Origin of the sequence: Hymenobacter oligotrophus (genome assembly GCF_003574965.1) — a bacterium.
Classification (GTDB): Bacteria; Bacteroidota; Bacteroidia; order Cytophagales; family Hymenobacteraceae; genus Solirubrum; species Solirubrum oligotrophum.
Genome location: NZ_CP032317.1, coordinates 970,669 through 996,474 on the forward strand (window position 1 = coordinate 970,669; position 25,806 = coordinate 996,474).

Annotated in this window: 24 protein-coding genes; 12 read left to right on the forward strand and 12 right to left on the reverse strand. The window is 62.9% G+C overall.

Translation table 11 applies throughout. The annotated features are described in order from the left end of the window. The first annotated feature begins 140 nt into the window (after positions 1-140). The 3 genes from D3Y59_RS04080 (at position 141) to D3Y59_RS04090 (ending at position 3,746) form a co-directional block, all read left to right on the forward strand. Entirely contained in the window at positions 141-1,265 is a 1,125-nt protein-coding gene (locus D3Y59_RS04080) for a TlpA disulfide reductase family protein (RefSeq protein WP_119443897.1), read from the forward strand. A gap of 74 nt (positions 1,266-1,339) precedes the next feature. Beyond that, entirely contained in the window at positions 1,340-2,446 is a 1,107-nt protein-coding gene (locus D3Y59_RS04085) for a TlpA disulfide reductase family protein (protein WP_119443898.1), read from the forward strand. A 166-nt stretch (positions 2,447-2,612) separates the two neighbouring features. After that, positions 2,613-3,746: a TlpA disulfide reductase family protein gene (locus tag D3Y59_RS04090; RefSeq protein ID WP_162910533.1), complete on the forward strand. Its 1,134-nt coding sequence runs from the start codon at positions 2,613-2,615 to the stop codon at positions 3,744-3,746. Positions 3,747-3,907: 161 nt separating this feature from the next. Here D3Y59_RS04090 and D3Y59_RS04095 read toward each other — a convergent pair whose 3' ends face one another. The 3 genes from D3Y59_RS04095 to D3Y59_RS04105 all read right to left on the reverse strand — a co-directional run bounded on the left by D3Y59_RS04095 (position 3,908) and on the right by D3Y59_RS04105 (position 6,130). Continuing rightward, positions 3,908-4,696 (reverse strand): hypothetical protein, encoded by a 789-nt coding sequence (locus D3Y59_RS04095; RefSeq protein ID WP_119443900.1) that lies wholly within the window; start codon positions 4,694-4,696, stop codon positions 3,908-3,910. Positions 4,697-4,795: 99 nt separating this feature from the next. Then, positions 4,796-5,314, reverse strand: coding sequence for an acyl-CoA thioesterase (locus D3Y59_RS04100; RefSeq protein WP_119443901.1), 519 nt, complete (start codon positions 5,312-5,314; stop codon positions 4,796-4,798). A gap of 138 nt (positions 5,315-5,452) precedes the next feature. Then, entirely contained in the window at positions 5,453-6,130 is a 678-nt protein-coding gene (locus tag D3Y59_RS04105) for a protein-L-isoaspartate(D-aspartate) O-methyltransferase (protein ID WP_119443902.1), read from the reverse strand. Between the two features lie 129 nt (positions 6,131-6,259). On the opposite strand from D3Y59_RS04105, the gene D3Y59_RS04110 reads away from it, so the two are divergent. From D3Y59_RS04110 to D3Y59_RS04130, 5 genes are all read left to right on the forward strand, one after another. Next, complete coding sequence (locus tag D3Y59_RS04110) at positions 6,260-7,678, forward strand: sugar transferase (RefSeq protein ID WP_240410519.1); 1,419 nt, start codon at positions 6,260-6,262, stop codon at positions 7,676-7,678. 41 nt (positions 7,679-7,719) lie between these two features. Then, complete coding sequence (locus tag D3Y59_RS04115; protein ID WP_119443903.1) at positions 7,720-8,358, forward strand: hypothetical protein; 639 nt, start codon at positions 7,720-7,722, stop codon at positions 8,356-8,358. Between the two features lie 7 nt (positions 8,359-8,365). Then, positions 8,366-8,956: a riboflavin synthase gene (locus D3Y59_RS04120; protein WP_119443904.1), complete on the forward strand. Its 591-nt coding sequence runs from the start codon at positions 8,366-8,368 to the stop codon at positions 8,954-8,956. 31 nt (positions 8,957-8,987) lie between these two features. Further along, the gene (locus tag D3Y59_RS04125; protein ID WP_119443905.1) at positions 8,988-9,716 is read left to right on the forward strand and encodes a phosphodiester glycosidase family protein; all 729 of its coding nucleotides are present in this window, start codon (positions 8,988-8,990) and stop codon (positions 9,714-9,716) included. Between the two features lie 69 nt (positions 9,717-9,785). Further along, positions 9,786-9,989 carry a hypothetical protein gene (locus tag D3Y59_RS04130; RefSeq protein WP_119443906.1) on the forward strand — a complete coding sequence of 68 codons (204 nt, stop codon included), beginning with the start codon at positions 9,786-9,788 and terminating at the stop codon, positions 9,987-9,989. A gap of 62 nt (positions 9,990-10,051) precedes the next feature. Here D3Y59_RS04130 and D3Y59_RS04135 read toward each other — a convergent pair whose 3' ends face one another. Together D3Y59_RS04135 and hemF are read right to left on the reverse strand one after the other, a co-directional pair. Next, positions 10,052-10,630, reverse strand: a complete 579-nt coding sequence (locus D3Y59_RS04135) for a phosphatase PAP2 family protein (RefSeq protein ID WP_119443907.1) — start codon at positions 10,628-10,630, stop codon at positions 10,052-10,054. Continuing rightward, a complete protein-coding gene (gene hemF, locus D3Y59_RS04140) occupies positions 10,623-11,567 on the reverse strand; it encodes an oxygen-dependent coproporphyrinogen oxidase (protein ID WP_119446313.1) in 945 nt (314 codons plus the stop codon). Before hemF ends, D3Y59_RS04135 begins: the two co-directional genes overlap by 8 nt. 315 nt (positions 11,568-11,882) lie before the next feature. Here hemF and D3Y59_RS04145 point away from each other — a divergent pair, with 315 nt between their 5' ends. Then, positions 11,883-12,311, forward strand: coding sequence for a hypothetical protein (locus tag D3Y59_RS04145; RefSeq protein WP_119443908.1), 429 nt, complete (start codon positions 11,883-11,885; stop codon positions 12,309-12,311). A 65-nt stretch (positions 12,312-12,376) separates the two neighbouring features. Continuing rightward, positions 12,377-14,485, forward strand: a complete 2,109-nt coding sequence (locus D3Y59_RS04150; protein ID WP_119443909.1) for an alpha-ketoacid dehydrogenase subunit alpha/beta — start codon at positions 12,377-12,379, stop codon at positions 14,483-14,485. 113 nt (positions 14,486-14,598) lie between these two features. Here the strand turns inward: D3Y59_RS04150 and tamL are convergent, their stop codons facing one another. After that, positions 14,599-17,091 carry a translocation and assembly module lipoprotein TamL gene (gene tamL / locus D3Y59_RS04155; RefSeq protein WP_240410586.1) on the reverse strand — a complete coding sequence of 831 codons (2,493 nt, stop codon included), beginning with the start codon at positions 17,089-17,091 and terminating at the stop codon, positions 14,599-14,601. A 12-nt stretch (positions 17,092-17,103) separates the two neighbouring features. Here tamL and D3Y59_RS04160 point away from each other — a divergent pair, with 12 nt between their 5' ends. Next, positions 17,104-17,853 (forward strand): TrmH family RNA methyltransferase, encoded by a 750-nt coding sequence (locus D3Y59_RS04160; RefSeq protein WP_119443911.1) that lies wholly within the window; start codon positions 17,104-17,106, stop codon positions 17,851-17,853. Between the two features lie 157 nt (positions 17,854-18,010). On the opposite strand, the gene D3Y59_RS04165 is transcribed toward D3Y59_RS04160, so the two are convergent. From D3Y59_RS04165 to D3Y59_RS04185, 5 genes are all read right to left on the reverse strand, one after another. Beyond that, complete coding sequence (locus D3Y59_RS04165; protein WP_119443912.1) at positions 18,011-19,138, reverse strand: outer membrane beta-barrel protein; 1,128 nt, start codon at positions 19,136-19,138, stop codon at positions 18,011-18,013. Positions 19,139-19,194: 56 nt separating this feature from the next. After that, a complete protein-coding gene (locus tag D3Y59_RS04170; protein ID WP_119443913.1) occupies positions 19,195-20,088 on the reverse strand; it encodes a hypothetical protein in 894 nt (297 codons plus the stop codon). Next, positions 20,069-20,644, reverse strand: a complete 576-nt coding sequence (locus D3Y59_RS04175; protein WP_119443914.1) for an RNA polymerase sigma factor — start codon at positions 20,642-20,644, stop codon at positions 20,069-20,071. Before D3Y59_RS04175 ends, D3Y59_RS04170 begins: the two co-directional genes overlap by 20 nt. Positions 20,645-20,879: 235 nt before the next feature. After that, positions 20,880-21,245 (reverse strand): CoA-binding protein, encoded by a 366-nt coding sequence (locus D3Y59_RS04180; protein WP_119443915.1) that lies wholly within the window; start codon positions 21,243-21,245, stop codon positions 20,880-20,882. 137 nt (positions 21,246-21,382) lie between these two features. Continuing rightward, positions 21,383-22,948, reverse strand: a complete 1,566-nt coding sequence (locus D3Y59_RS04185) for an NAD(P)/FAD-dependent oxidoreductase (protein WP_119443916.1) — start codon at positions 22,946-22,948, stop codon at positions 21,383-21,385. Between the two features lie 199 nt (positions 22,949-23,147). Between D3Y59_RS04185 and D3Y59_RS04190 the strand changes: the two genes are divergently transcribed. After that, complete coding sequence (locus tag D3Y59_RS04190) at positions 23,148-23,780, forward strand: NAD(P)-dependent oxidoreductase (RefSeq protein WP_119443917.1); 633 nt, start codon at positions 23,148-23,150, stop codon at positions 23,778-23,780. 69 nt (positions 23,781-23,849) lie between these two features. Here D3Y59_RS04190 and D3Y59_RS04195 read toward each other — a convergent pair whose 3' ends face one another. Further along, positions 23,850-25,718 (reverse strand): carboxypeptidase-like regulatory domain-containing protein, encoded by a 1,869-nt coding sequence (locus D3Y59_RS04195; protein ID WP_162910535.1) that lies wholly within the window; start codon positions 25,716-25,718, stop codon positions 23,850-23,852. Positions 25,719-25,806 lie beyond the last annotated feature (88 nt).

The following is a 25,806-nucleotide window of genomic DNA, read 5'->3' on the forward strand; positions in this document are numbered from 1 at the left end:
GCCACGCGCCACTGCTGCCGCAAAACCCGCCGGGCCCTAGGTGCCCGGCGGGTTTTGCGCGTTAAATAGGCTATGTTGGCCGCTGCGTTGGCGCCGGGCGGCGCTGCCGGTTACTACCCACCGTTTACCTTATTGCTATTGTGCATTACTCCGTAGTAGGCGCGCTGCTTTTGAGTGCCACCGTAAGCAGCGCAGCCCTAGGTCAGCGTCCGGCCGCGGGCGGCAAGGGGCAGGGCTACCAAATTGTAGGGCGGTTGGGGCAAGCGCCGGCCGGCACCAAAGTGTATTTGCGCTTCGAAGCCGACGCCCAGCGCCGTGCCCTCGATTCGGCCGCTACCGATGCCGCGGGGCGGTTTCGGCTGCAAGGCCCGCTAACGGCGCCCGGCGTGTACGAGCTGTACAGCAAGCTAAGCCGCGAAAACCTGTACCTGCCACTGGCCCCGGGCAGCCGCCTGCAAGTGCGGGCCGAGGTCAAGCAACTGCAAACAACAGCCGCCGTGAGCGGTTCGCCCGAGGCCGAAGCCCTGGCCCACATGCAGCGGCAGCAGCGGCAAGCCCTCAACCGCATTGAGGCCCTGATGCCGCGCCGGCCAGCCGAAACCGATACTGCCGCCACCCGGGCGTTCGAGCGGCAGTGGGCCGCCGAGTTTCGGGTGTTTCACGGCGCGGCCCAGCACGTGGCCCGCGGCCCGCACCACACGGCCCCGTTTGCGGCAGTGAGCTTTCTGAGTTCGTTCGACGAGTATAAGCCCTTCCTCGACTCGGCCACCACGCGCTACGCCCGGCAGTGGCCGGCCTCGCCCTACACCCAACGCCTGCTTCGCGACCAGGCCGTGGCGCGCGCGACGGCCGTGGGGCAGTTGGCGCCCGACATCAGCCTGCCCGCGCCCGATGGCAAGCCCGCAGCCCTCAGCAGCCTCCGCGGCAAGTACGTGCTCGTCGATTTTTGGGCCTCGTGGTGCGGCCCCTGCCGCCGCGAAAACCCTGAGTTGCTAAAGCTTTACACCGCCTACCGCGCCAAGGGCCTGGAGCTGTACAGCGTGGCTACCGACGACAAGCCCGAAGCCTGGCGCAAAGCCATTGCCACCGATGGGCTTACCTGGACGCAGGTGTTCGACGACCCCGCGGCCGCGCAACCAACCAAAGAAACGTACGGCATCCGGGCTTTGCCCACCACCATTTTGCTCGACCCGCAGGGCCGCATCATCGCCAAAAACCTGCGCGGCGAAGCCCTGGCAGCCAAGCTGGCCGAGCTGCTGCCCTAGGTACCCGGCCGCCCTCGGGCGTCCGGCACCGGCTATATGGCGACGCTGCTGACGCCGTATTGGCGGCTTTGTTTATGGCTAATCACCCGAAGTTCGTAAGCGCGCTGGCAGCCGCCGCGCTAACCTGGCCCGCGGCCGCGGCGGCCCAAAGCCCCAGCCCCGCGGCGGACATTTCGTATACGGTGCGCGGCAGTGCTACGCCCGAGTTGGCCGGCCGCCGCGCCGTGCTCTGCGACTACTGGCAGGGAAAAACCCAGCGCCTCGATTCGGCCACCATCGGGCCCGACGGCCGCTTTGTGCTCCAGGGCTGCGTGCCCGAGCCCGGCGTGTACCACCTGCGGCTCGACACAGCCCGTACGATGTACTTTGTGGCGCTGAGTGCGGGCAGCGAGGTGCAGGCCAGCGTGCAGCCGCGCAAGCAGGCCAAGCAACTCGGGCCGGCGCCGGCGTATAAGGTGGCGTTTAACGGCACGCCCGACACCGATTTGTACGAGCAATTTCAGCAGCTGCGGCAGGCCTACCCGCGCGAGGCCGCGCGGCGCTTGCACCCCGGCGACTCCTTTGCCGACGACCGGCTGATGGCCGCCACGCGCCGCCTGGTGCGCCAGCACCCGGCCGCGCCCCTGGCCGCTTACTGGACGTGGCGCGAGCTTAGCCGCTTTGAGGAGCAGCGCGTGTTCGTCGATTCGATGACGGCCGTGTTTGCCCGCACCTTGCCCGCTTCGCGCTACACTCGCGCCCTGCAGGAGCGCCAGCAGCAAGTACCCGCCCTGATGCCCGGCATGCCCACGCCCGAGCTTACCTGGCAGGATTTGCAGGGCCAGCCAGTGGCGCTAAGCCAGCTGCGCGGCCAGTACGTGGTGCTCAGCTACTGGGGCGCTTGCTGCAAGCCCGATGCGGCGCTGCTCGCCCGTCTCAACGAGCAATATGCCGGGCGCGGGCTGAAACTGGTGCACGTATCGGCGGCTACCAACGCCGCCAACTGGCGCACGGTTGCGCAGGCGTTTGCCGTGCCGGGCCTGCACGTGTCGGATTTGCAGGGCTGGGCGGGCCCTTCGTTTAAGCGCCTGAACATCTCCGTATACCCGAGCACTGTGCTAATTGACCCCACCGGCAACCTGGTAGCCCTTGGCTTGCGCGAGAAGGCCCTGGAACAGAAGCTGGCCGAGCTATTGCCCTAGGTGCTTGGCGGCCCTGGCATCCGAAGGGCGGCGGGCAGCGTAGGTAAGGGCCGCCGGCGGCGCTGGCAAAATGCCATGCCGAAAATCCGCACAAATCGGCAACTTGCGATGTTCCTAGGCTGGCGCGCATTTTGCGGCGGCCCACTTCGTCCTCATGAAATACCCTATGCAAAGCTTAATTCTGGTGACCTCGCTGCTGAGCATCACCACTGCCTGCAACGAAACCTCGTCCTCTTCGGCCGCCGATAAAGCCGGGTTTGTGGTTTCGGGCCAGTTGCGCAACGCCCCGGCCGGCACGCCGGTGTACCTAGCCGAGCTGGCCGAAGGACAGTTCGTATCGCGCGATACCGTGAAAACCGACGCGCAGGGCCGCTTCACCCTGAAAGGCAGCACCACCGAGGCGGCCATTTACCAGATCAAGCTGAACGAAGAAAACAACGTGCTGGTGGCCTTGGACAACCAAACCAAGCTGCAACTCACCGGCGACGCCAGCAAGCTGGCCAGCACCTACACCGTAAAGGGCTCCAAGGATTCGGAGGTGTGGCAGCAGATGTCGCGGGCGATGATGCGCCACAGCGGCTCCATGGGAGGCATCATGCGCCGCTTCCAAGCCAACGCCCAGGCCGGCCGTCAGGACTCAATGCAGTTGCTGGAGCAAAAGTTTTACGCGGCCAAGGCCAAGAGCACGGCCGAGCTAAAAGGCATTATTAAGAAAAACCCGACGTCGGTGGTGACGGCTTTTGTGCTAGGCGAGCCGCAGCTGTTTAGCGCCGACGAGAACTTTGGCTTTGCCGATTCGGTAGCTACGCAGCTCACCAAGGCCGCGCCGAACTCGCGCTACACCCAAGCGCTGGTGCAAAAGCTGGAGCCGATGCGCAAAACCGCTATCGGCACGATTGCGCCCGACATTCAGCTGCCCGCCCCCGATGGCAAAAGCGTGTCGCTCAGCAGCCTGCGCGGCAAGTACGTGCTGCTCGATTTCTGGGCCAGCTGGTGCGGCCCCTGCCGCCAGGAAAACCCGAACGTGGTGCGCACCTTCGACAAATACAAAGGCAAAAACTTTACGGTATTTGGCGTGTCGCTCGATCAGGACAAGAACAAGTGGCTGAAAGCCATCGACAACGACAAGCTCGCCTGGACGCACGTTTCGGACTTGAAAGGCTGGCAAAGCGCCGCCGGGCAGGCCTACGGTATTCAGTCCATCCCGATGAACTTCCTGCTCGATCCGCAGGGTAAAATCGTTGCCAAAAACCTGCGCGGCCCCGCACTGGAGGAAAAGCTGGCGCAACTGTTGAAATAAGTTGCCGGTGGCCGGTTGAGAATAATCCGGCCAACTGCCAAAACAAAAAGGCCCGCGACGCAAGTCGCGGGCCTTTTCTATAACCAAACTCGAGCAAGCCAGTACCAAACTGACAACTGACAACTGACAACTGACAACTGACAACTGACAACTGACAACTGCTACGCCAGAAACATGCGTTGCAGCGCTTGCCACAGCTGTTTTTTGCGGCCGTTGTCGTACTCAATCATTTCTACTTCGGCGGCCGGTAGGTAGGCTACGTCGCCGATGCGCACGGGCTCGTAAGGCTGGGTGCGCTTGGTGGCCACATCGAGCAGGTTTTTGCCGAAGCCGATAACCTCGCGCACGGCCAAGCCGCGGGCCCGCAGCTCCTCCAGGCTCACCGGGTACGGCGACTTCACGTTGACGATAACGCATTCCTCCATCACGCGCTGAATGGCTTTCAGCATGTTGTTCAGGAATACGTTGCGCTGGATGCGAGGCAGCCGGGTGGGGTCCTCGAGGCGCACGAGCAGGATCAACCCGTTGGCGTTGCTGCCCAGCGTATCGAAATCGACGGGCGGACGCTGCGGGGGCGCTTGCGGTGCTACTGGCGGCGCCGAAACGGGGGGAGCCGCCAATACCGGCGGCGCGGTAGGGGCTGCAACCGGAGCTGGAGCTGGCGGCGGGGTTGCGGGTGCTGCGCTGCGCGCTGCTTTCAGATCAGCTAACGAGGGCAGCTTGCCCTGGCCGCCGGCCGCGCTGGCCACCGAAGCCGGCGGCGGGGTAACTGCTGGGGGCACCGGTTGGGCAGCTGAAGACGCTACGGCGGCAGCGGCTGCCACGGCCGGAGCTGCAACCGTTGGCGCTGCCGGAGCAGCCAGCGGGGCTGCGGTGCCGGGCTCGGGCACCACGTACAGCGGAGTGCCTGTGTACAGCTGCTGGTAAAAGGCGAGCAAAGCTTCGTCCACGGGTAAAACAGACTAGGAGGTGGGCAACACGGGCAAGCAGCAGCGGCACCTAGGGCGGCGCAGCTGAACTATACCAAGTTAACCAATTCGGCGGAGTGCTTACTCCATTTCAAACAAAGCCTTCAGCTCGGTGGCTTCTTGGGGCTTCATGCGGCCGGCCAGCACCAGGCGCAGCTGGCGGCGGCGCAGGGCGCCGTCGTAGAGGCGGACTTCTTCTTCGCTGTGCGGCACGGCTTCGGGCACATCAATCGGGCGGCCCGACTGATCGACGGCCACGAAGGTGAAAAACGCCTCGTTCGACTTGACCTTGGTGCCGCTCGGAATGTCTTCCGACCACACGTTGATGTGCACTTCCATGGAGGAGCTGAAGGAGCGCGTTACCTGCGCTTCCAGCGTTACCACGTTGCCCAACTTAATGCCCTCGCGGAAGGACACGTTGTCGACGGAGGCCGTAACAACGATGCGGTTGGAGTGGCGCTGGGCCGAAATGGCCGCGGCAATGTCCATCAGGTGCATCATGCGGCCGCCCATCAGGTTATTGAGCGTGTTGGTATCGTTGGGCAGTACCAGCTCGGTCATCCGCACGAACGACTCGGCTACGGGCTTCTGTTTGCGCATTGGGGGCAAGAGTTAGGGCAGGAGCGTATAAATCGGGCGCAAAGATAGCCGCCCGGGCCCCAGCCCGCGCCTGCCCCGGCAAATTGCGAAGCCTGGCACCTAGGGCTACCGCCTGCTGGCCTGCAAGCACGCCGGCACCTACTCGCCCCACCCGGCCGCGCCGCGCAAGGGCACAAACCGAAATTCGTCGAACTCTTCGCGGGCGAAGCTATCGGCCGATTCGCGCGTAACGCGCACCATGCGCTGCACTTGCTCGTTGCCTACGGGCACCACCAGCACGCCGCCTATGGCCAGTTGCTGCAGCAGCGGGCGGGGCAAAGCCGGAGCCGCGGCCGTTACCAAAATGCGGTCGAAGGGTGCGTAGGCCGGCAGGCCCACCGAGCCGTCGCCGCAAAACAAATGGGCGCCCGTGTAGCCCAACTGGCCCATGCGCTGGCAGGTACGCTCGAACAGCACGCGGTTGTACTCGATGCTGAACACCTGGGCACCTAAGGTCAGGAGTACGCTGCACTGGTAGCCCGAGCCGGTGCCCACCTCCAACACCCGCAAGCCCGGACGCACGCCCAGCAGCTCGGTTTGGTGCGCCACGGTGTAGGGCTGCGAAATGGTTTGGCCTTCGCCAATCGGGAAGGCCTTGTCGTGGTAGGCGTGCGACTCAAAAGCCTGCTCGAAAAACAAGTGGCGCGGTACCGCACCAATGGCAGCCAGCACCCGCTCGTCGCGGATGCCCTTGCGTTGCAACTCCTCCACCAAGGCGCGGCGCTGGCCGCGGTGGCGGTAGGAGTCGGGGGCGGAGGCAGGAACGGACGAAGACATAGCAGGATCGGTTAAAACAGCCCTACCTTTGCGCGCGGCCGGCGAGCTATACCGGCCGCAAAGCTACGGCGGCGCGGTATTTGTGCCACGTAGCGGCCGCTCATTCGTCCTGTCACCACTGCATTCTCCTTGATCCGCTCACTGCAAAAGCTCAAGCTGATTGCCGCCGACTTTGGCGCGGCGCTGCTTGCTTGGAGCTTCTTCTACCTGCTGCGCAAATACTTACTGAGCGAAATCAACGAAGGCTACCGCTTCACCGGCGACCAGCTGTTTACCCTTACCGGGTCGGCCGTGATGATTGCCACGTTTTGGGTTATCCTGTATACGCTCATCGGCGAGTACCGCGACATTTTCCGGAAGTCGCGCGTGGGCGAAATCATCCGTTTGGGGCGCATTTCGTTTATCGGCGGGGTAGTCATCTTTTTCGCGCTGCTGCTCGACGACCAGGGCGTGCAAAACTACCGCAGCTACTACAAAACCATCACGGCGTACTTTCTGCTGCATTTCAGCATTACGGCCGTGCTGCGCACCTGGGCCATTACCACCATTCAGCGGCTGGTGCGCAACCGCGTCATCGCCTTCAACACGCTCATTGTGGGCTCAAGCCCTTTGGCGCTGGAAACCTACCGCGAGCTGGAGCGCACCAACCGGCACCTAGGGCTCAACATTGTGGGCTTTGTGCCCGTCAACGACACCGTCGACCCCAATCTGGCTACGGAGTTGCCGCGCCGCGGCTCGTTTCGGCGCTTGCCCGCGCTGGTTCGGGGCTACAAGGTGGAGCAAATCGTTATTGCCCTAGAACCCTCCGAGCACCAAATGATTCAGGAAGTGCTGGCGCAGCTCGAGGGCACGCCCGCCCGCGTGAGCGTGCTGCCCGACGTGTACCAAATTCTGCTGGGTTCGGTGAAGGTTCATCACCTGTTCGGTACCCCGCTTATCGAAATCAAGCACGACCTAATGCCCGTGTGGCAGGAGGTAACCAAGCGAGGCATTGATATTGTGGGGTCGGCCTTGTTTTTGTTGCTGGCCTGGCCGGTTTACGCCTTCACGGCGGCCATGGTGCGGCTGTCGTCGCCGGGGCCTATTTTCTTTGCGCAGGAGCGTATTGGCAAGCACGGGCAACCGTTTCGTATCTACAAGTTTCGCTCGATGGTTGTGGACGCCGAACGCATGGGTCCGTCGTTATCGAGCAAAAACGACCCGCGCATCACGTCGTGGGGCCGCTTCATGCGCAAAGTACGCCTCGACGAGCTGCCGCAGTTCTGGAATGTGCTTAAGGGCGACATGAGCCTGGTGGGCCCGCGCCCCGAGCGGCAGTACTACATCAACCAAATCGTAAAATTGGCGCCGCACTACCGCCACCTGCACCGCGTGCGGCCCGGCATTACTTCCCTAGGTCAGGTTAAGTACGGCTACGCCGAGACCGTAGACCAGATGGTGCAGCGCCTCAAGTACGACATCCTCTACATCGAAAACATGTCGTTGGCCATGGACTTCCGGGTAATGCTTTACACCCTGAAGATTATTGTGGAGGGCCGCGGCAAGTAGGCGTTTATTAGAACCTCGAATTGATTCTTTAACTAGTGCTTATGCCCAGATTTTTACCTTTTACCCTGCTGTCGGGCTTGCTCGCGGTTGGCGTTTCGGCGCAGGCGCAGGATACCTTGCCCACCAACTTTCAAGTAGTGCTCAACGGGCAAGTGTTGGATGTGGAGCCGGGCAAAACGTATTCGTACACCACGCCCAAAGGCGAAGTGGTGCAGGTGCAGCTGCGCGAGAGCAGCATTCGGCACTTTCGCGACGAGTGGGTGTCCTTTCAGCATCCGCCGAAACTCTCCGTTGCCGAAACCCAGGAGGAGGGCATACGCCAACTGATCCTGATGAACGCGGCCGGCGCCGGGGTGCTGGTGCAAGAATACACCGGCCTCGACCCTAAGGACATCCTTGAGTTCATGATTACGCAACTCACCAAAGACGAGGTAAAAGCGGGGTACAAACGCCAGGACAAAGCCTACGAGAAAAAGCTCGCGGATGGCAAGCTGCTGAACGGCAAAACGGTTTACCTCAGCCAGAAAAACGCCCGCAGCGTGTACCAGATCGGTACGTGGTCGGGCGAAAACGAAGGCATTATGGTGGTCACCATAAACCGCGAAGACGGCTCGAGCTCGGATGCCGCTAATCAAAAGCTGATCAGCGATGTTGTTGGGTCAATGAAAATTCTTCGCTAGCCTACCCATGTTCACCGGAATCATCGAGGCCCTAGGTACCGTGCGCGACGTGCGCCAGGAGGGTACCAACCGGCATTTTGTAATTGAGGCCCCGTTTAACGGGGAGCTGCAAATCGACCAAAGCGTGGCCCACGACGGCGTGTGCCTAACGGTGGTGGCCCTTGATGCGGCAGCCAGTACGCACACCGTTACGGCCATCGACGAGACGCTGCAGAAAACCAACCTAGGCACTTGGGCCGTGGGCCGGCAGGTGAACCTGGAGCGCTGCCTTTCGGCCAACGGCCGCTTCGACGGGCACATCGTGCAAGGCCACGTTGACCTGACGGCTACCTGCGAAGCGGTGGAAGATCAGAACGGCTCGTGGCTGTACCGCTTTCGCCACGAAACCGGCCCCGGACGCGTTACCGTCGAGAAGGGCTCCATCTGCATCAACGGCGTGAGCCTGACCTGCTTTAACAGCACCGACGACGGTTTTTCGGTAGCCATCATTCCGTACACCTACGAGCACACCACTTTCCAGCACCTGCGCCCCGGCGACACGGTGAACCTGGAGTTTGATATAGTGGGCAAGTACGTGGCGAAGCTGCTGGGTAAGTAAAGCAACTGCGCCAATCCGTTCGGTTTACCCGATGCCCCGTGCCATCGTTCGCTTGGTTTGGGCCTGCTTGGCGCTGCTGCTGGCACTGGCCGTGGTTTGGTGGCGCCGGGCTGGTGCTGATGGGTTTGTGAGCTACCGGGTTGATTTGCGCCGACAGCACTTGGTCCTGTATTGGCACGACGAGCACGGCCGCCCGCTGCGCAGCCTAGGTGCTTTGCAGGCTTGGCTGGCCGGGCAGGGCCGCACCTTGCGTTTTGCAACCAACGGCGGCATGTACGGGGCCGGCAACGTGCCGGTGGGCTTGCTGGTGCAGGCCGGCCGCCGCGTGGTGCCGCTCGATACGGCCGCGGCCGGCCGCGGCAATTTCTACCTCCAACCCAACGGGGTATTTTACTTAACTGCTGGTGGCCGCGCCGGCGTGTGCCGTACTGCGGACTTCGGGCGGGTTGGGCCGGTGGCCTACGCCACGCAGTCGGGCCCCATGCTGGTGATTAATGGGCAACTGCATCCGGCTTTCCGGGCGGGCTCGGCCAACCGGTACGTGCGCAACGGTGTGGGCGTGCTGCCCGATGGGCGGGTGCTGCTGGCCATGTCGAAGGAGCCGGTGAATTTTCACGATTTCGCCCGTTATTTTCAGCAGCAAGGGTGCCGCAACGCGCTGTACCTCGATGGGTTCGTATCGCGCACGTACTTGCCGGCGCAGGATTGGGTGCAGACCGACGGGGATTTTGGCGTGATGATCGGGGTGACCGACCGCTGAGGCCGGAGTGCGCTTGCACTTTTCCGCGTCGGTTGCGTACAACAAAACGTACTTAACTGCATTCCCGCCATGTCGAAACGCGAATTAATAGAACCCAACCCCGGCGACAAGCGCTACGTGCGCCGCAACGAGAAGGGCGAATTCACCAGCAACGTCGACCTGAACCGCTCCCTCTCGCAGGATGATCGGCATAACTCCCACGTAACCAGCAAGCCGGGGCAAGGCGACCGAGGCGACGGCCACACCGGCAACCGTAAACCAGCTAAAAAATAGTCAGAAATAAGCCCTTCGGCGTTGGCCGAAGGGCTTATTTCTGCACATGAGTTGATCACAACCTAGGCGACTTCAGTGGGCATCCAGCGTTGTACGCCGCGCCGGTACAGCCAGTAGCAGCCCAAAGCCAGCAAAGCACCCAGGGTGGTGCCGGCCAGCACGTCGGACGGGTAATGGGCCCCTAGGTAGATGCGGCTGTAGCTTACCGTGGCAGCCCACAGCAGCACCAGCGCCTTCACGGGCCAGAAGCGCCGGGGCAGTGCTAGGCACACAAACACGGCCAACGAAAACGCATTGGCCGCGTGCGACGAGATAAAGCCAAATTTGCCGCCGCAGCCGTTTACCAGGTTCAGGGTTTCGGAAACTTGCGGGTCGTGGCAGGGGCGAAGACGCGCGAAGAAGGGCTTGAAGAAGCGGCTCGAAATGAAATCGGCCAGCGCCACGCACAGGCCCATGAGCGGCAAAAGCAGTACGGCCCGCCTGCCGAAGTAATAGCCCAGGGCTATTACCATCACCAGGTAGGCCGGAAACCACACAAAGCGGTCGGTGAAAAATATCATGAACCGATCGAGGCCGGGGGTGTGGGCCTTATTGGCCGACACCAGCAGCCATCGATCGAGCTGCTGCAGTTGTTCAATCAAGCGAAGTGGGCGAATTGTCGAGCCAATTTACGCCCTTTTTCAGCCATTGCTGCGTTTCGGCCTCGGGAGTGCCGGGCGCGGGCTGCATGTTGTAGTGCCACTCGCAGCGCGGGGGCAGGCTCATCAGGATGCTTTCGGTGCGGCCGCTGGTTTCGAGGCCAAACTTGGTGCCGCGGTCGATGGCCAGGTTGAACTCGGCGTAGCGCGAGCGGCGGATCATTTGCCACTTCACTTCGTCGTCGCCGTAGGGCAGCTCGGCGTTGCGGCGCATTAGCTCGCTGTAGGTGCGGCCGTACACTTCGCCCACGTCCTGCACAAAGGCAAACAGCTCGTCACGGTCGCCGTCTTTGCCCACCGTGAGGCGGTCGAAGAAGATGCCGCCCACGCCGCGGGTTTCCTGGCGGTGGGTCAGGAAGAAATATTCGTCGGCCCAGTCCTTAAAGCGTTGGTAGTAGGTGGGGTTGTGACGCTGGCACACCTCGGCAATTTGCTCATGAAACCAACGGGCTTGCTTTACGTCGACGTAAATGGGCGTGAGGTCGAGGCCGCCGCCAAACCACGCTTCGCCGTTGCCGGCCTCAAAGTAGCGCACGTTCATGTGCGAAATGGGCACCCTAGGGCTGCGCGGGTGCTGCACCACCGATACGCCCGTGGCAAAGTAGTTGGGGTCGGGCATGAGCAGCTGCTTGGCCGCGCGCTCGTCCATCCGCCCCCACACGGCCGAAAAATTTACGCCGCCTTTCTCCAGGATATTGCCGTTTTGGATAACGCGCGTTTCGCCGCCGCCGCCCGAGTGGTGCTGCCAGTAATCGGGCTGAAAGGTAGCGCTGCCGTCGGTGGTTTCGAGCGTGGTGTACAGCCACTTCTGAAAGTGGCGCATCCACTGCTCCACGGTTTGGCGAAAGGGCACGAGCGTGGTATCGGTATCGGTCGTCATGGCGGGGGCAAAGGCGGGCGAAAGGAGCGGGGCTTGCATGGAGTTGGTTGAGCTGGTTTGCAAGGCGAAATAAGAGCCCGGCCGTAGCTTAAATCCTGACCAATGTCAGCGCCGCCGCTGTTTTTTATCAGCGCAAAGGTGGCAGATTTTCGGCGATGCCTGCCACGCCCGCTGGCTGCGGGCTATTAATTGCCGACAAGGGCGGGCCAACCCGACTTGAGTGTAATACACGCGTATTACCGCGCCGAACCGGTGTATTATTGCACCTCCAAAGGCCACCCAACCGGGTGGCTAAGCAGTACAAGCCCCTTTTTCATGCCCACCTCGTCCTCGGTGCCGCGCTTAGCGCGCGAACTTTTTGCCAACGCCGGCGGCCGCATTGCGCAAGCGCACCCCGCTTACTTGCTGCTGGAGTGGCTGCCCGGCGCCTCGCAACCCGAGGTAGTAACGGCGGTGTTCGAGCGATTGCTGCTGGCCATGCGCCTTACCGGCTGCCGCTGCGTGCTCACCGACCAACGGCAAATGCCGCCCCTGGATGCGGCCGTGCAACGGTGGGTGGCCGAGCAGTGGCTACCTAGGGCGGCCGCCGAGGCCGGGTACTCGCATTGCGCCGTGCTGCTAAGCGAAAACGTATTCGCGCGCCTAGGTGCCGTAACCTGGGTAAGCCAATACCAGCCCAAAGCCGTGGTGTACCAAGCCTTTGCTAGCCCCGAGGCCGCCGCGGAGTGGCTGGTTGCGCGCTAAGCCGACGTACTGCGGTATGGGCGCTTTGCCGTAAATTCGGCCCTTCGCCACTGCGTACATTTTCGATGCAAGCTCCCACCGCCCTGGAAACCCCCGAAACCGATTTCAACACGGCCGCCCACCCCGAGCGTGCCACCCTGCTCCGCGCCTACCGCCTGATGCAAACGTCGGCGGCCATGGCGCAGCTCTACGAAGAAAACAAAGCCGTAACGGCCAAGTACGTGCACGCCACAGCCCGCGGCCACGAGGCCATTCAGCTGGCTGCTGCTTTTCAGCTCCGCGAAACCGACTACTGCGCGCTGTACTACCGCGACGACGCCTTTATGCTCGGGCTGGGCATTACGCCCTTCGAGCTGATGCTGCAGCTCATGGCCAAGCGCGACGACCCGTTTTCGGGCGGCCGCACCTACTACTCGCACCCCTCGCTGCGACGGCCCGGCGTGCCCGTAATTCCGCACCAAAGCTCGGCTACCGGCATGCAAGCCATTCCGGCTACGGGCATGGCGCACGGGCTGCGCTACCTCGAGGGGCAGGGCCTGCTGCAGGCAGCCGAGCAACAACCCGTGGTGCTGTGCTCTATCGGCGATGGGGCCATGACCGAAGGCGAAGTGGCCGAAGCCCTGCAAATGGCGGTGCTGCACCAACTGCCTGTGGTGTACTTGGTGCAGGACAACGAATGGGGGATTTCGGCCACGGGCCGCGAAATGCGCGCCATGGATGCCTACGAGTTTGCGGCCGGTTTTAAAGGGCTGCACCGCTTGCAGTGCGACGGCGCCGATTTCGTTGATAGCTACGCCACCATGTACGCGGCCGTACAGCACGCCCGCCGTTCGCGCGGGCCGGTGCTGGTGCACGCCAAATGCCCGCTCCTAGGTCATCATACCAGCGGGGTGCGGCGCGAGTGGTACCGCGGCAACGATTTAACCCAACACCAGCAAAACGACCCGCTGCCGCGCCTGCACCAGCAATTGCTTACGGAGGGCTTTTCGGAAGGCGAGCTGGGCTATGCTACTGCCCAAGCCCAAACCGCCGTGCAAGAGGATTACGCCCGGGCCCTGGCCGCGCCCAACCCCGACCCGGCGACCTTTGCCGACCACGAGTTTGCGCCCGCAGCCGTGACCGAGGAAGCCGGCGAGCGGAGCCCCGCCGGAGCCGACAAAGCCATAATGGTGGACGCTGCGCTGCACGCCGTCGACGATATTTTGCGCGAGTTTCCGGAGGCTCTTTTCTACGGCCAGGACGTAGGCGGCGAGCTGGGCGGTGTATTCCGCGAGGCAGCTTTGCTGGCCAAGAAGTACGGCGATGCGCGCGTGTTTAACACGCCCATCCAGGAGGCCTACATTGTGGGCAGCACGGCGGGTATGTCGGCTGTGGGCGCCAAGCCCATCGTCGAAATTCAGTTTGCCGACTACATCTGGCCGGCGCTCAATCAGTTGGTCGAAGAGCTAAGCAAATCGTGCTACCTCTCCAACGGCAAGTTTCCGGTGCAGTCGCTGATTCGGGTGCCCATTGGGGCCTACGGCGGCGGCGGGCCGTACCACTCCGGTTCGGTCGAAAGCACGCTGCTGACCATCCGGGGCATTAAGGTAGTATACCCGTCCAACGCCGCCGACATGAAAGGCCTGATGCGCGCCGCTTTTCTCGACCCCAACCCCGTGGTGATGCTGGAGCACAAAGGGTTGTACTGGAGCAAGGTGCCCGGCACCGAGGACGCCAAAACCGTGGAGCCTGCCGCCGGCTACGTAGTGCCTCTAGGTAAGGCCAACGTGGTGCAACAAGCATCGGCCGAAAAGCTGCAGCAAGGCGATACGTGCGTGGTAATTACTTACGGCATGGGCGTGTACTGGGCCAAAACAGCCAGCAAGCAGCTGCCCGGCCAGGTCGAAATTCTGGACTTGCGCACCCTGAATCCGCTCGACTGGGAAGCCGTGCAAGCCGCCACGCTCCGCCACGGCAAAGTGCTAGTGCTTACCGAGGAGCCGCTGATGAACTCCTTTGCCGAGTCGTTGGCAGGTCGTATTCAGCGTCACTGCTTCCAGCGGCTCGATGCCCCGGTGTTTACCCTAGGGGCCGCCAACCTGCCCGCTATTGCCCTTAACGTGGAGCTGGAGAAGCAAATGCTGCCCAACGCCGATAAGGTGCATGCGGCGCTTGCCGAATTACTGGCTTATTAGGTGGTAGATAGGGCCGTAGGCTCCGGTACCAGGAATAGTAATTCCCGCAAACAAAACGCCCAGCGGCTGCCGCTGGGCGTTTTGTTTGCGGCAAGGCCAGCCGTTAGGCGCCGCTAAAAAGGATACCCGATACCAATATTCAGGCGTAGGTTGTTGCTGCTGTTGGTGTTGAAAATGGCGGCTTTGGGCAGCACAAAACGCTGACCCGAGGGTTGCGTGGGGTCGTACACCTTGGCGGCGAAATCGAGCCGGACGATGAGGAAGGTAAAGTCGAGGCGGAGGCCCATGCCCGAGCCCACGGCAAACTCGCGGTAAAAGCGGTCGGCCGCGAAGTTAGCGCCGGGGCGCTGTGGGTCGCGGTCGAGCGTCCAAACGTTGCCAAAATCAGTGAAGGCGGCGCCGTAGATGTAGTCATAGATGGGAAAGCGGTACTCCAGGCTGCCTTCGAGCAGCAATTCGCCGGGTTGCTCAATCGATTCGCTGCGCACCAGCTGCGGGTTGCGGTACGAGCCCACGCCCAAGCGCCTAGGTAGCCAAGCCCGCACGCTGGAGCCGCCACCGGCAAACATGTACCGATCGTAGGGGATGATGGCCACGGAACGGTAAGGTTCCGAAACCGAGTCGCGGATTTGCGTGCGCGTGAGGGCGCGGGCCAGGCCCGCGTTTAGGCGCCACACTACAAACTGCCGCGCGCTTAGCTTGTGGTAGCGGCGGTAGTCGGCACTAAGGCGCAGAAAATCGTAGACTTTGATGTTGATGTTGCGCTGCCCAAGGCGGCCCGCCGACAGCTCATCGGTGCGGGTGTACACGCCCCGACCTAGGCCGCCGATTTCAGCAAACAAGCGCAGGTAGCGGCCATCTTGGGTTTGGTTGAAATCGTTGGTGTTGTAGAGCATGGTGGCATTGGCGCTGGGCACCAATACCGATTGAAAGCTGCGCAACAGCGCCTGCCCGTTGGGCTGCCGCCCCAACCGCACCCGGAAGGTGTCGTCGATGGCCGAAGTATTGATCAGGCTGATATCGAGCGGCGTAAGAATGAACTGCTTGTAGGCGCTGTGCTGCCAGATGTAATCGTAGGTAAACTCCAGGTTGGTGCGCGTGTACTCCTGGCGCTTTACGTAGGTGTAGGCCGTGCTGAGGCGGGTGCGTGGGCTGTACCGCGTAAACAATCGGTTGGAGTGCCACGGCAGCAGAAACTGCGGCAGCGTAAGGTTGATGTCGGCCCCGAGCTGCGTGGTGCGTTGGTTGCCTACTTGTTGCCCTTCGTTTTCGTTGCCGGCCAAAATGTACTGGCCCTCCAGGCCCGCCCGCAGGCCAATGTCGAGCACCTCGGCCCCGCCAAAGGCGTTGCGTACCCGCACCCGGAAGTTGCCAAACGGGCCGGGCAGGCCCGCTACGTAGGTGCCGCCCAGCTCGGTAGTTTCCTGAAACCGCTTCATCGGGGTGGTGCTTACCACGGCGTCGAGCTGGCCAAAGCGCACCGAATCGGCGGGCGCCTCCACTTTCTGGTAGTTCACGCCTGCAAACCGGAACACATCCATGCCCGAAAGCTGCCGCTGGGTTTGGATGGTGTTCTGCAGGCTGTACCGGTCGCCGGGGCGCACGGCCAGCTTGCGGTCGAGGATGCGCGTGCTGAAGCGGTGGTTGAAGGCTAAGTAGTACACGCCGTTGCGCCGCACCGTATCGCGCTGAATGCCAAAGCGGTTTACGCCCGCGTCGGTAACAAAGCTAACGTTGCGGACCGAATACACGCGGTGCGTTTGCTGGCCGGGTGGGTTGGCCACCTGCAGCAGCAGGCGCACGGTGTAGGGCTCGAAACTGGTATCGGCCTCGAGGGTGATGAACTGCTGCCGGAAATCGTAGTAGCCGGCGTTTTTCAGCACCGATTCGATGCGCGAACGTTCGCGGCCGATCAGCTCCTCGTTGTACGTTTGGCCCACGCGTAGCAGCGAGCGGCTCGAGTCGGCCCGGATGGCTTTGGCCACGGCCGAGTCGGCGATGTCGTAGCGCAGCTGGCTAACCAGGAACGGCTGCCCTTCGTGGATGCGGTACGTAACCGTAACGCGGCGGTTTTGGGCGGTATCGGTGGCCTGCACCCGCGAGCGGAAGTACCCGTGCGAGCGGAGGTAAATGCGCATCTGATCGGCCGTGACGCTTGTGAGCGTTGAGTCGTACACCGCGGGAGCTTGGCCCAAGCGCATGATGGCGTTGCCTTTTTCGAGCACTTGCTGCTGGTGCTGCACTTTTCGTTCGCGCTTTTGCAGCAGCTTGCCCACCTTTACCGAGTCGGTGCCGGCTTCGGCAATAAGGGCGGCGTACTGGGCGCGGGTGGCCTGCAAGCGGGCCTCGGCGCGCTCGGGGCTGTAAAAGGTGTAGCCGAGGTTATAAATTGCAAGCAGCGGAACCGGAAATTTGCGGTTGGGCTCTTGGCGGTACAGCGCGGCCAGCGCCTCGCGGTCGGCGCGGCGCACGCCTTCGAGCTTTACTTCCGAGAGCAATTGTTGGCGGGGCCCCAGCAGCCGCATAGGCGAGCAGCCCGCCAGCAGCGTTGCCGATACAATACCTAACGTTGTCCAGGAGGCCTTGCAAGGCGGCCAGGGTAGCATCACAAACAAAGAATGGTTTCGAAAGCCGTTGCCAAGTACGTGCAGCAACTGCACCAAAAAAAATATCGTCAGCGCACGGGGGCCTTTTTGGTTGAGGGCGCAAAAAGCGTGCGGGAGCTGCTAAGTTCCGGACTTCAGGTGGAACGGTTGCTGCTCACGGCCGAGTTTGCCGCTACGCCCGGCCTGCCGCCAGCTCCCAAGGGTGTGCCGGTGGAGGTGGTTTCGGCCGAAGAACTGACGCGCCTGGGCACCCTGCAGCACAACGACACGGCCCTGGCCATTGCCCGCATCCCCGACGAAGCGCCCCTGGCGGCCAAGCCCGGGCACTTGCTGCTGGCCCTCGACCAAGTGCGCGACCCCGGCAACCTAGGCACCCTCATCCGGCTGGCCGATTGGTACGGCCTCGGCGGCGTGGTGTTGTCGGAAACCTGCGCCGATGCCTGGAACCCCAAAACCGTGGCCGCCACCATGGGCTCGTTTACGCGGGTGCGGGTGTGGCAGCGCAACCTGCCCGAGTGGCTCGGCCACTTGCCCAAAGACTTGCCCGTGTACGGCGCCGATTTGCACGGCGACAACGTGCACCGCCTGCACCTCACGCCCAAAGGCGTGCTGGTAATGGGCAGCGAGTCGCACGGCCTTACGCCCGAGGTAGAGGCCTGCCTGACGCAACGCCTGCACATACCTGGCCAAGGAGGCGCCGAAAGCCTGAACGTAGCCATTTCGGCCGCCATTTTGCTCGATAACTTTTTCCGGCATCTGTAAAGAGCCAGGGTGCTGCAATCGGTAGACCTGGGCCAAACGCGCAAGCGGCTAGCTGAAAATCAGCTAGCCGCTTGTTGTTTATCGAAATATCAGGCGCCCTAGGTGCACCGGACGGCTACGGGCCGAAGGAGGCCCTGGCCGCCTAGGTGCCGGATGGCTAGAAGGCCGTCGTCAGGCCAAAGCTGAGCACCTGGGCTTTGGGGCCGCGGTTGTCCTTGAACAGCTCGTTGAGGTTGTACTTGGCAAACAGGTTGAAGTTGCGCACCCCCAGGGTGCCCGTTACGCCGTACTGAAAATCCTGCAGGTTGTACGAGCCACGGTCTTTGTCCTTGTTGGTGCGGCCTTCTTCCTCGTACTTGATTTTGGTGTGCGAGCCCAACCGGTAGCCCACAAAACCGCCGCCGCCGATGCGGAACATCTCCTTGCCCTCGTTGTTGCGCAGGCGCACGGTGATGCCGACGGGCAAGTTCAGGGTCGTCATGGCCAGCTTGCTTTTCTCGAAGTTGCGGCCCAACGGATCGGTTACGATGGTGGTCCGGTTGTCGACGGCAATGGGTCGGCGGTTGCCCTCGAACATAAAGTTGTTGAAGGCGACTTCCGGACCTAGGTGGAAGTAGATGGGGTTGTTTTTGCCAAACCGGGCCCAAAACTGCCACTTAAGTGCAACGTAGCGCGAGCCCCACGGCCGGAGGTCAAATTCTTCGTTGCTTGGGAGGTCTGCGCGGTTGGTGAGGGCGTTCAGGCCCACATCGATGCCAAAATCGGTGCCGCTGAGCTTGTGCTGCTGGGCAACGCGCTTGGCGCGGTCGGTGGAGTCGTTTTTGCCCGCGCTGCCCAAGCGCACCGATACGTGGTCTTCGCCTTTGCCGTCGGTCGATTCTTCTACCGTCACGCCAAACACGCGGCCCATCGTTACCTCCACGCGGTCGGTGCGGGGTTGCTGGCCGCGCACGGTTACGCGCACTTGCTCGGGGGCGGCTTTGCTGGTGGGCTTATCCTTAGCCGGGTAAAACTCCATGGTTACCTGGCCGTTGGCCGATTTGGTGCCGGAGCGCTCGGCCTGCGTAATGTAGCCATCGAGCAGCACCATCAGCGAGTCGAGTTTGTAAGCCCGCAGCTCGCGCAGCTGCTGTTTGTTGCGGGCGTAGATGGTCATCGATACCTGGTTGGGCAGTTTTACCACGATGGTATCGTCGGGGGTGGCGGCGGGCACGGTGCTGGCCTGGGCCACGGAGCCGGCCAGGAGCAGGCCCGAAAGAGCAGAAAGAAACAAAGCAGGTTTCATAACAAGCAAAGGCGAAAAGTCGGAGGAGAGAGGAGGAGAAGGGGCTGAAGCAGAGCTTACAGCGAAATGGTTTTGGTGAGCGTGCGGTTGCCCACATGGGCTTGCAGCGTAAGGGCCGGGTTGGCGGGCAGGCCAACTTCCGTCAAGTTGGGCTTTTCGCCGCGGGCGATTTTGCTTACCTGTTTGATGACGCCGAACACCGTAGGCCGCGTCCGGCCTCGGGGGGTAACTTCAGCAGCCGCCACGGCCACGGCGGCCGGTTGCTGGCGTACTTCCACTTCGATGGGCCCGGCAATGGATTGGCTTGCAGCTGCTACTGCCGTGCTGCTGCTGGCCGGAGCCAAGGCTGGCGAAGTGGTGGTAGGTGCCGGAGCCTGTACCGCAGCGGCCGCTACGGCTTGGGGCTGGCTGGCCGGGGCCGGCAAGGGCACAACGGTTTCGGCGGGCTGTAGGCGCGCTGCAGCGCGCTTGGTGCCGGCCAACGTGGGCTGTGCGTTGCGGGCCATGTACTGCCGGGTTTTGCGCTTGGGAGTCGCGAGCGTGGCCACGTTGCCCGAGGCTCCGGAGGCATCGGGGCGGGCGGCTACGGCCGGGCTTTGGGGCGCGGCGCCTAGGTTGGGTTGGGTACCGGTACCAACCGGGGCGGGGGAAGTAGGTAATTCGTTATCGGTGGTTTGGGGAGCGGGTTTAGCGCTGTGCGAGGCCAACGGGGCACTGGCCGAGGTTCCTTGCTGGGGTAAGCCGCCGGTGCGCCACATCAGCCACCCGCCGCCGGCCACCAGCAGTAAGGTAATGGCCGCTGCTACGGCGTACATCCAAAAGCCGCCGCGGCGTTTTTCTTCCTGGGGCTCCAGTTGCTCCTGCAAGTCGTACCACAGGTTGGCGGGGGGAGGCGTGGTGTGCTGCTCCAGCTTATCCCGAAACAGCTTATCAATATCTTCCGGTCGCATAAAATTCTTTCGGTGAGGAGGTGGAGGCCTGGGCCGGCGCGGCGCCGAGGCGGCGCTGCAGCATGGCCCGGGCCTTGCTGAGCTGCGATTTGCTGGTGCCCTCCGAAATGCCCATCAGCTCGGCAATTTCGGGGTGGGTGTAGCCCTCGATGGCGTAGAGGTTGAACACCGTGCGGTAGCCAGCGGGCAGCTCACTCAGCAGCTGCATCAGGTCGGCGGCGGCTAGGTCGCTGTCGGCCGTGGCAGCGGTGGCCGGCACGTCGGTAACCAAGTCGTCGATGGCCAGGTGCAGCGGCTCCTTGCGGCGGAGCTGACCTAGGGCTTCGTTGACCATGATGCGGCGAATCCAGCCTTCAAACGAGCCTTCGTGCCGGTACTGGTCGAGGGCTTTAAAAACCTTCACGAAGCCGGTAAGCATTGCTTCTTCGGCGTCGGCGCGCTGGCGCAGGTAGCGCAAGCACACCGTCAGCATCAGTCCGGCAAACTTCTCGTAGAGAAGCTTTTGCGCCCGGACGCTGCCTTGCCGACAAGCACTTATGAGTTCAACTTCGTTCACAGCTCAGAGAGGTAGCAGTAGGGCAGTAGCATTGTCGTTTGGTGGTAAGATGGAAGCCGCGGAACGGCCGTTGCCTGAGCACCCGAAAAAAGTTGCAAGCGTTATAAGTGATATGTGTAAATAGCTGAGAATGAGTAGTTAAAATTGTATGAATTAATTAGTGGTAAGTGCTTTGAAAGCAGCAAGCCCCGGCAACGGTTGCGTTGCCGGGGCTTGCCTGCTGCTGCAGCCGGGGCTAGTAGTTGCCCACCGACAGCATCACCAACGTGCAGGCCTCCATGGTTTGGATGCCTTGCGCCTGTGCCTTTTTTTCGAGCTCGTAATTCTCGGTGCCCGGGTTGAAAATGATGCGCTTCGGCTTCAGACCCAGGATGTAATCCTGCCAGGCGGGCTGGTTTTGCGGGCCCACGTACAGCGTAACGGTGTCCACGCCTTCCACCGCGGGCTTATCAGTATGAATATCGAGGCCGGCTACTTGGCCTTTGCGGATGCCTACTGGCACCACCTCGTGGCCGTAACTTTTGAGGCGGTTGACGGCCTGAAACGAGTAGCGCGAGGGGTTGTCGGAAGCGCCGATGACGACGGTTTTTTTGTTTGCCATATGCGGAGGAGGCCAGTGCGGCCTGGCTGCGGTGGGAAAATCGGGTGTCGGTAAGGTTGTATACGCAAGCGGCTGCCCGCCCGGCTACGCCCACGCGCACCTAGGGCCGCAGGCAAGCGGGCGCGTGCAACGCGCCCCTACAGCGCAGCCAACACCGCCTCGGCGCACCGCTCGCCATCCATGGCTGCCGACACAATACCGCCCGCAAAGCCGGCGCCCTCGCCGCACGGAAACAGGCCGCGCACCTCCGGGTGCTCCAGGGTTTCGGGCAACCTAGGAATGCGCAACGGCGCCGAAGTGCGGCTTTCCACGCCCACGATTTGCGCCGCGTTGGTGGTATAGCCCGGTATTTTGCGCCCAAACGCTTTAAAGCCCTGGCGCAAGCGGTCGGCCAGCACGGGGCCCAGCACCTCGTCCATGGGCACCGAGGTTAGGCCGGGTTGGTATGAGGTTTCGAGCAGGGTTTTGGAAGTGCGTTTCTGCACAAAGTCGCCGAGCAGTTGCGCGGGCGCCAGCTGCGTGTTGCCGGCCAGCTGGCAGGCGCGCTGCTCTATTTCCTGCTGAAACCGCAGCCCGGCCAGCACGCCGTAGCGCCGCAGGTCCATGTCGTCGGGCTCGATGGCCACCACAATGCCCGAGTTGGCAAAGCGCGAATCGCGGCGGCTGGGGCTCATGCCGTTTACCACCACCTCGCCCTGCGCCGTGGCCGCGGGCACAATAAAACCGCCGGGGCACATACAAAACGAAAACACGCCGCGCTGCCCGCCGGGCCCGTCGGTTTGCTGCACCAGCGAGTACGAGGCCGCCGGCAGTTGGCCGCGGTCGGCGCGGTGGTACTGGGCCTGGTCGATGAGCACTTGCGGGTGCTCCACGCGCACGCCCAGGGCAAAAGGCTTGGCCTCGATGCGCACTTGGCGGCGGAGCAGCAGCTCGTAAATGTCGCGGGCGGAGTGGCCGGTAGCCAGAATCACAGCGTCGCCGCTGATTTCTTCGCCTAGGTGCGTAACCACCCCGCGGATGCGGTTTTGGGTCAGCAGCAAATCCTCCACGCGGGTTTCGAAGCGCACTTCGCCGCCGTGGTCGAGCACGGTTTGGCGCAGGGCCTGCACCACGTAGGGCAACTTGTTGGTGCCGATGTGGGGGTGCGCATCCACCAAGATTTCGGGCGTGGCACCGTGCTGCACCAACAGGCGCAGAATGCGTTGCACGTCGCCGCGCTTTTTGGAGCGCGTGTAGAGCTTGCCATCGGAGTACGTGCCGGCGCCGCCTTCGCCAAAGCAGTAGTTGGAGTCGGGGTCGACGATGTGCTCTTTGTTGAGAGCGGCCAAATCGCGGCGGCGGGTGCGCACGTCTTTGCCGCGCTCCAGCACCACAGGCTTCAGGCCCAACTCGAGGCAGCGCAGGGCGGCAAACAGCCCGGCCGGGCCGGCGCCCACAATCACCACGCGCCGGGCCCCGGGCGCTACGGTTTGGTACTGCACCCAAGGGCCGAACAGTTCGCGCGGCGGGGGCGTTTGGTACACATCGGCGCGCAGGCGCACGCCCACGTTGCGGCCGCGCGCGTCGATGGAGCGGCGCAGCAGGTGCACAAAATCGGCCTGGCCGGGCTGCAGGCCAGCGGCTTGGAGCAGGGCCCGGTAGCGGGCCAGTTCGTCGTACGCCTCGCCGGGCGACAACACAATTTCAACTTCGCGTTTCTGCATGAAAGGCGGCGGAAGGGAGTTAGGCCTTCAGGCCGGTAAGGGTTCAGACAGCAAAAGTACGGCGGGTGTTCCGAATGGCAGCGCGGCCCTTAGGTGCCCAAACCTACTGCTGCACCTAGGGGCCGCGCCTACTTACCAAACAGTAGGTACCCCCTAGGTCGTTTGTTGCTGAAAACAACCCGCAACCCCTGCCAACCTCATGAAAACCCTTGCCCTGTTTGGCGCCTCCGGCAAAACCGGCCGGCAGTTTCTCGACTTAGCCCTGGCCGCTGGCTACCGCGTTAAGGCCTTGGTGCGCAACCCTGCCAAGCTGCCCCTGCAGCACGCCAACCTGGAGGTAATTGCCGGCGACGTGCTCAGCGCCGCCGATGTGGCCCGCACCGTGGCCGGCGCCGATGTGGTGGTAAGCCTGTTTGGCCACGTAAAAGGCTCGCCCGAGTGGCTGCAAACCGATGGTACCCGCCACATTGTGCAAGCCATGCGCGAGCACGGCGTGCGCAAAATCATCAGCCTTTCTGGCGGTGGGCTGCCCTACGAGCAAGACCGCCCCAAGCTGCCCGACTACCTAATTCGGGGAATTATGAAGCTGGCCGTGCCCAAGGTGCTGAACGACGCCATCCGGCACGCTGAGCTGCTGCAAGCCAGCGGCCTCGACTGGATTATTGTGCGCGGACCTAGGCTTACCGATGAGCCCCGCCGCGGGCAATACCGCGTGGGCTGGGTGGGCGTAAACGCCAGCACCAAAGTTGGCCGCGCCGATTTGGCCGCGTTTATTCTGCAACAAGTTGAAGACAACGCATTCGTGGGCAAAATGCCCTTCGTGAGCTACTAGCAGCAAAACACGAGCGGGCGGCTTGCTGCTGCGCAAGCCGCCCGCTCGTGGCACCTAGGCGCCCGGTGCTTACGGCTTGTTGGCCGTGCGCACCATGTCAAACGTGCCGTTGGTTATCTGTACCGACTCGGTACTGCTGCGCGGGCCGGTGCCGATGCGCTTGTAAAACTTGCCCGAAAACGTGCCCTGCACCCGGCCGCCCACGGCGTCGTAGCGCGTGAGGCTGATGCTGACATCGGCGGAGTTGGCGACTTCGTAGTAAATGCCCGGCGACGTGCCCGCGTTCAGGTTAAAGGCCACGCTGCCGGTGCGTGCCGCAAACGTGCCCAAGCCGGGCGCGGTGGCGGCCAGCAAGGTGGCCGTTACGTAGCCGGGGCGGGTGGAACGGCCCATCAGCAACGTGGTGGCCGCGCCCGTCGGGAAATTAGGCTCGAAAAAAGCCTGCGGTTTGTCGTAGTACTGCGGCTCGTCGCGCAGCTCCACGCGCTCGTTGTGGTGCCCGTCGCCGTCGATGGTGAAAGCCATAACCACCGGAGCTTGGGTGGTGCCGCATGCATTAAAGCTGCCAACTTGCAAGGTGCGGTTGCCGCTTGGGGTGGTAATACGCTGGGTGATGGGGGCGTAGCCCTCGGCCGTGATGGTGAGCGTGGCCGCTTGCCCGGGCAGGCACCAGGTGCGCAGCGCGCCGTTGCGCAAATTGGCCACGTACACGCCGCCGTTGTCGAAGCGCAAGGTGGCTACCCCGTTAGGCCGCGAACTGTTGCAGCCCAGCACTTCGGCTTGCACAATGCCGCCTTCGGGCATCTGCAGCTGACCTAGGTCCAGCGTTTGGCCGGGTGCGAGGTTGCCCAGGCTTAGGCGGTTGAGGCTGCCCACGCCGCCGTTGTCGGCGGGGTCGGCCCACACATCGTCGGGGCCGCCGCTGTAATTGCCGGCAGGCACGGGTACCACCATTTGGCGGTTGGCACCGGGTATCAGCACCTGGCCCAGCCGGCGCACGCGCACGAGGGGCCACATTACCTCGTCGGGCAGCTCGGTAAGGCCCGCGGCGCGTACCCCAAACTTTACGTAAGCGGTACGGTCGGCTTGGTCGGCATTCCAGGCCGAAAAGTGACTTACCGCGCCCACGTATTCCGAGCCGCTGCGGCGGGCCGAGCCTTCTTCCTCCCACAACCCCGTAGCCGTGTCGAAATGCCACAGCGGAATGGTAGCGGCGGCGCTGCTGCTCTGGCTAGCCGCAATGGGGAAGTGCAGCGTGGCCGTTTTGCCCGTGGCTACTTGCACTTGCTGACCGTTGCTGGCTTGCAGCTCAACCTGCATGGCGCCAAACGTGGTAAGGGTTACCCGCTCGCCGGCCGTGTTTTCGGCCTGAAAGTCGTTGCCGGGCATTAGCTGCGCCAAGCGCGGGCTTTCGGGCGAAATGTACCGCACAAAGGCCGATACCGGCCCCGTGTAGCTGCCGCTGCTTGTTTGCAGGCTGTTGGCCGCAAACTCGATGCTGCCGCCGCCGGGCAGCTGCAAGGTGCCGCCCGCCGCGGCCGAGGCCAGCGTAAGGGGTGTGCCGGTAGCCGTAAGCATCACCCGCACGCCGGTGCCTTTGTCGTTGGGTACCACGCCCACGGCCGCTTCAAAAAAGCCGGCTTTGCGCACGTGCACCACGCACCGGTCCGACGGCACCTCGGCGCCCCGGAAGGCAAAGGTGCCGGTGCTGCCGGTAGTAAGCGTGCGGCCTCCTACCTCTACCACGGCGCCGGCCACGGGCTGGTCTTGCTCGTCGAGCACTACCCCGTACACATCGGTGGTAATTGGGGTGGCCTCGGTGGGATTTTGCGGGTCGGGCTTTTTGCTGATGGGTTGCTTGTCGCAACCGGCGCTGGCGCACAGCACACCGGCAACCAAGGTGGCGCGCAGGGCGCGGGCTAGGGAGGTGGTTTTCATAGCGGAATGGGAGAGGAGCATGGCCTCCGGAAGCCATGCCGCCGGAGCGATGCAAAGCTACCGGGGCCCTAAGCGCCGTCCAATCGCA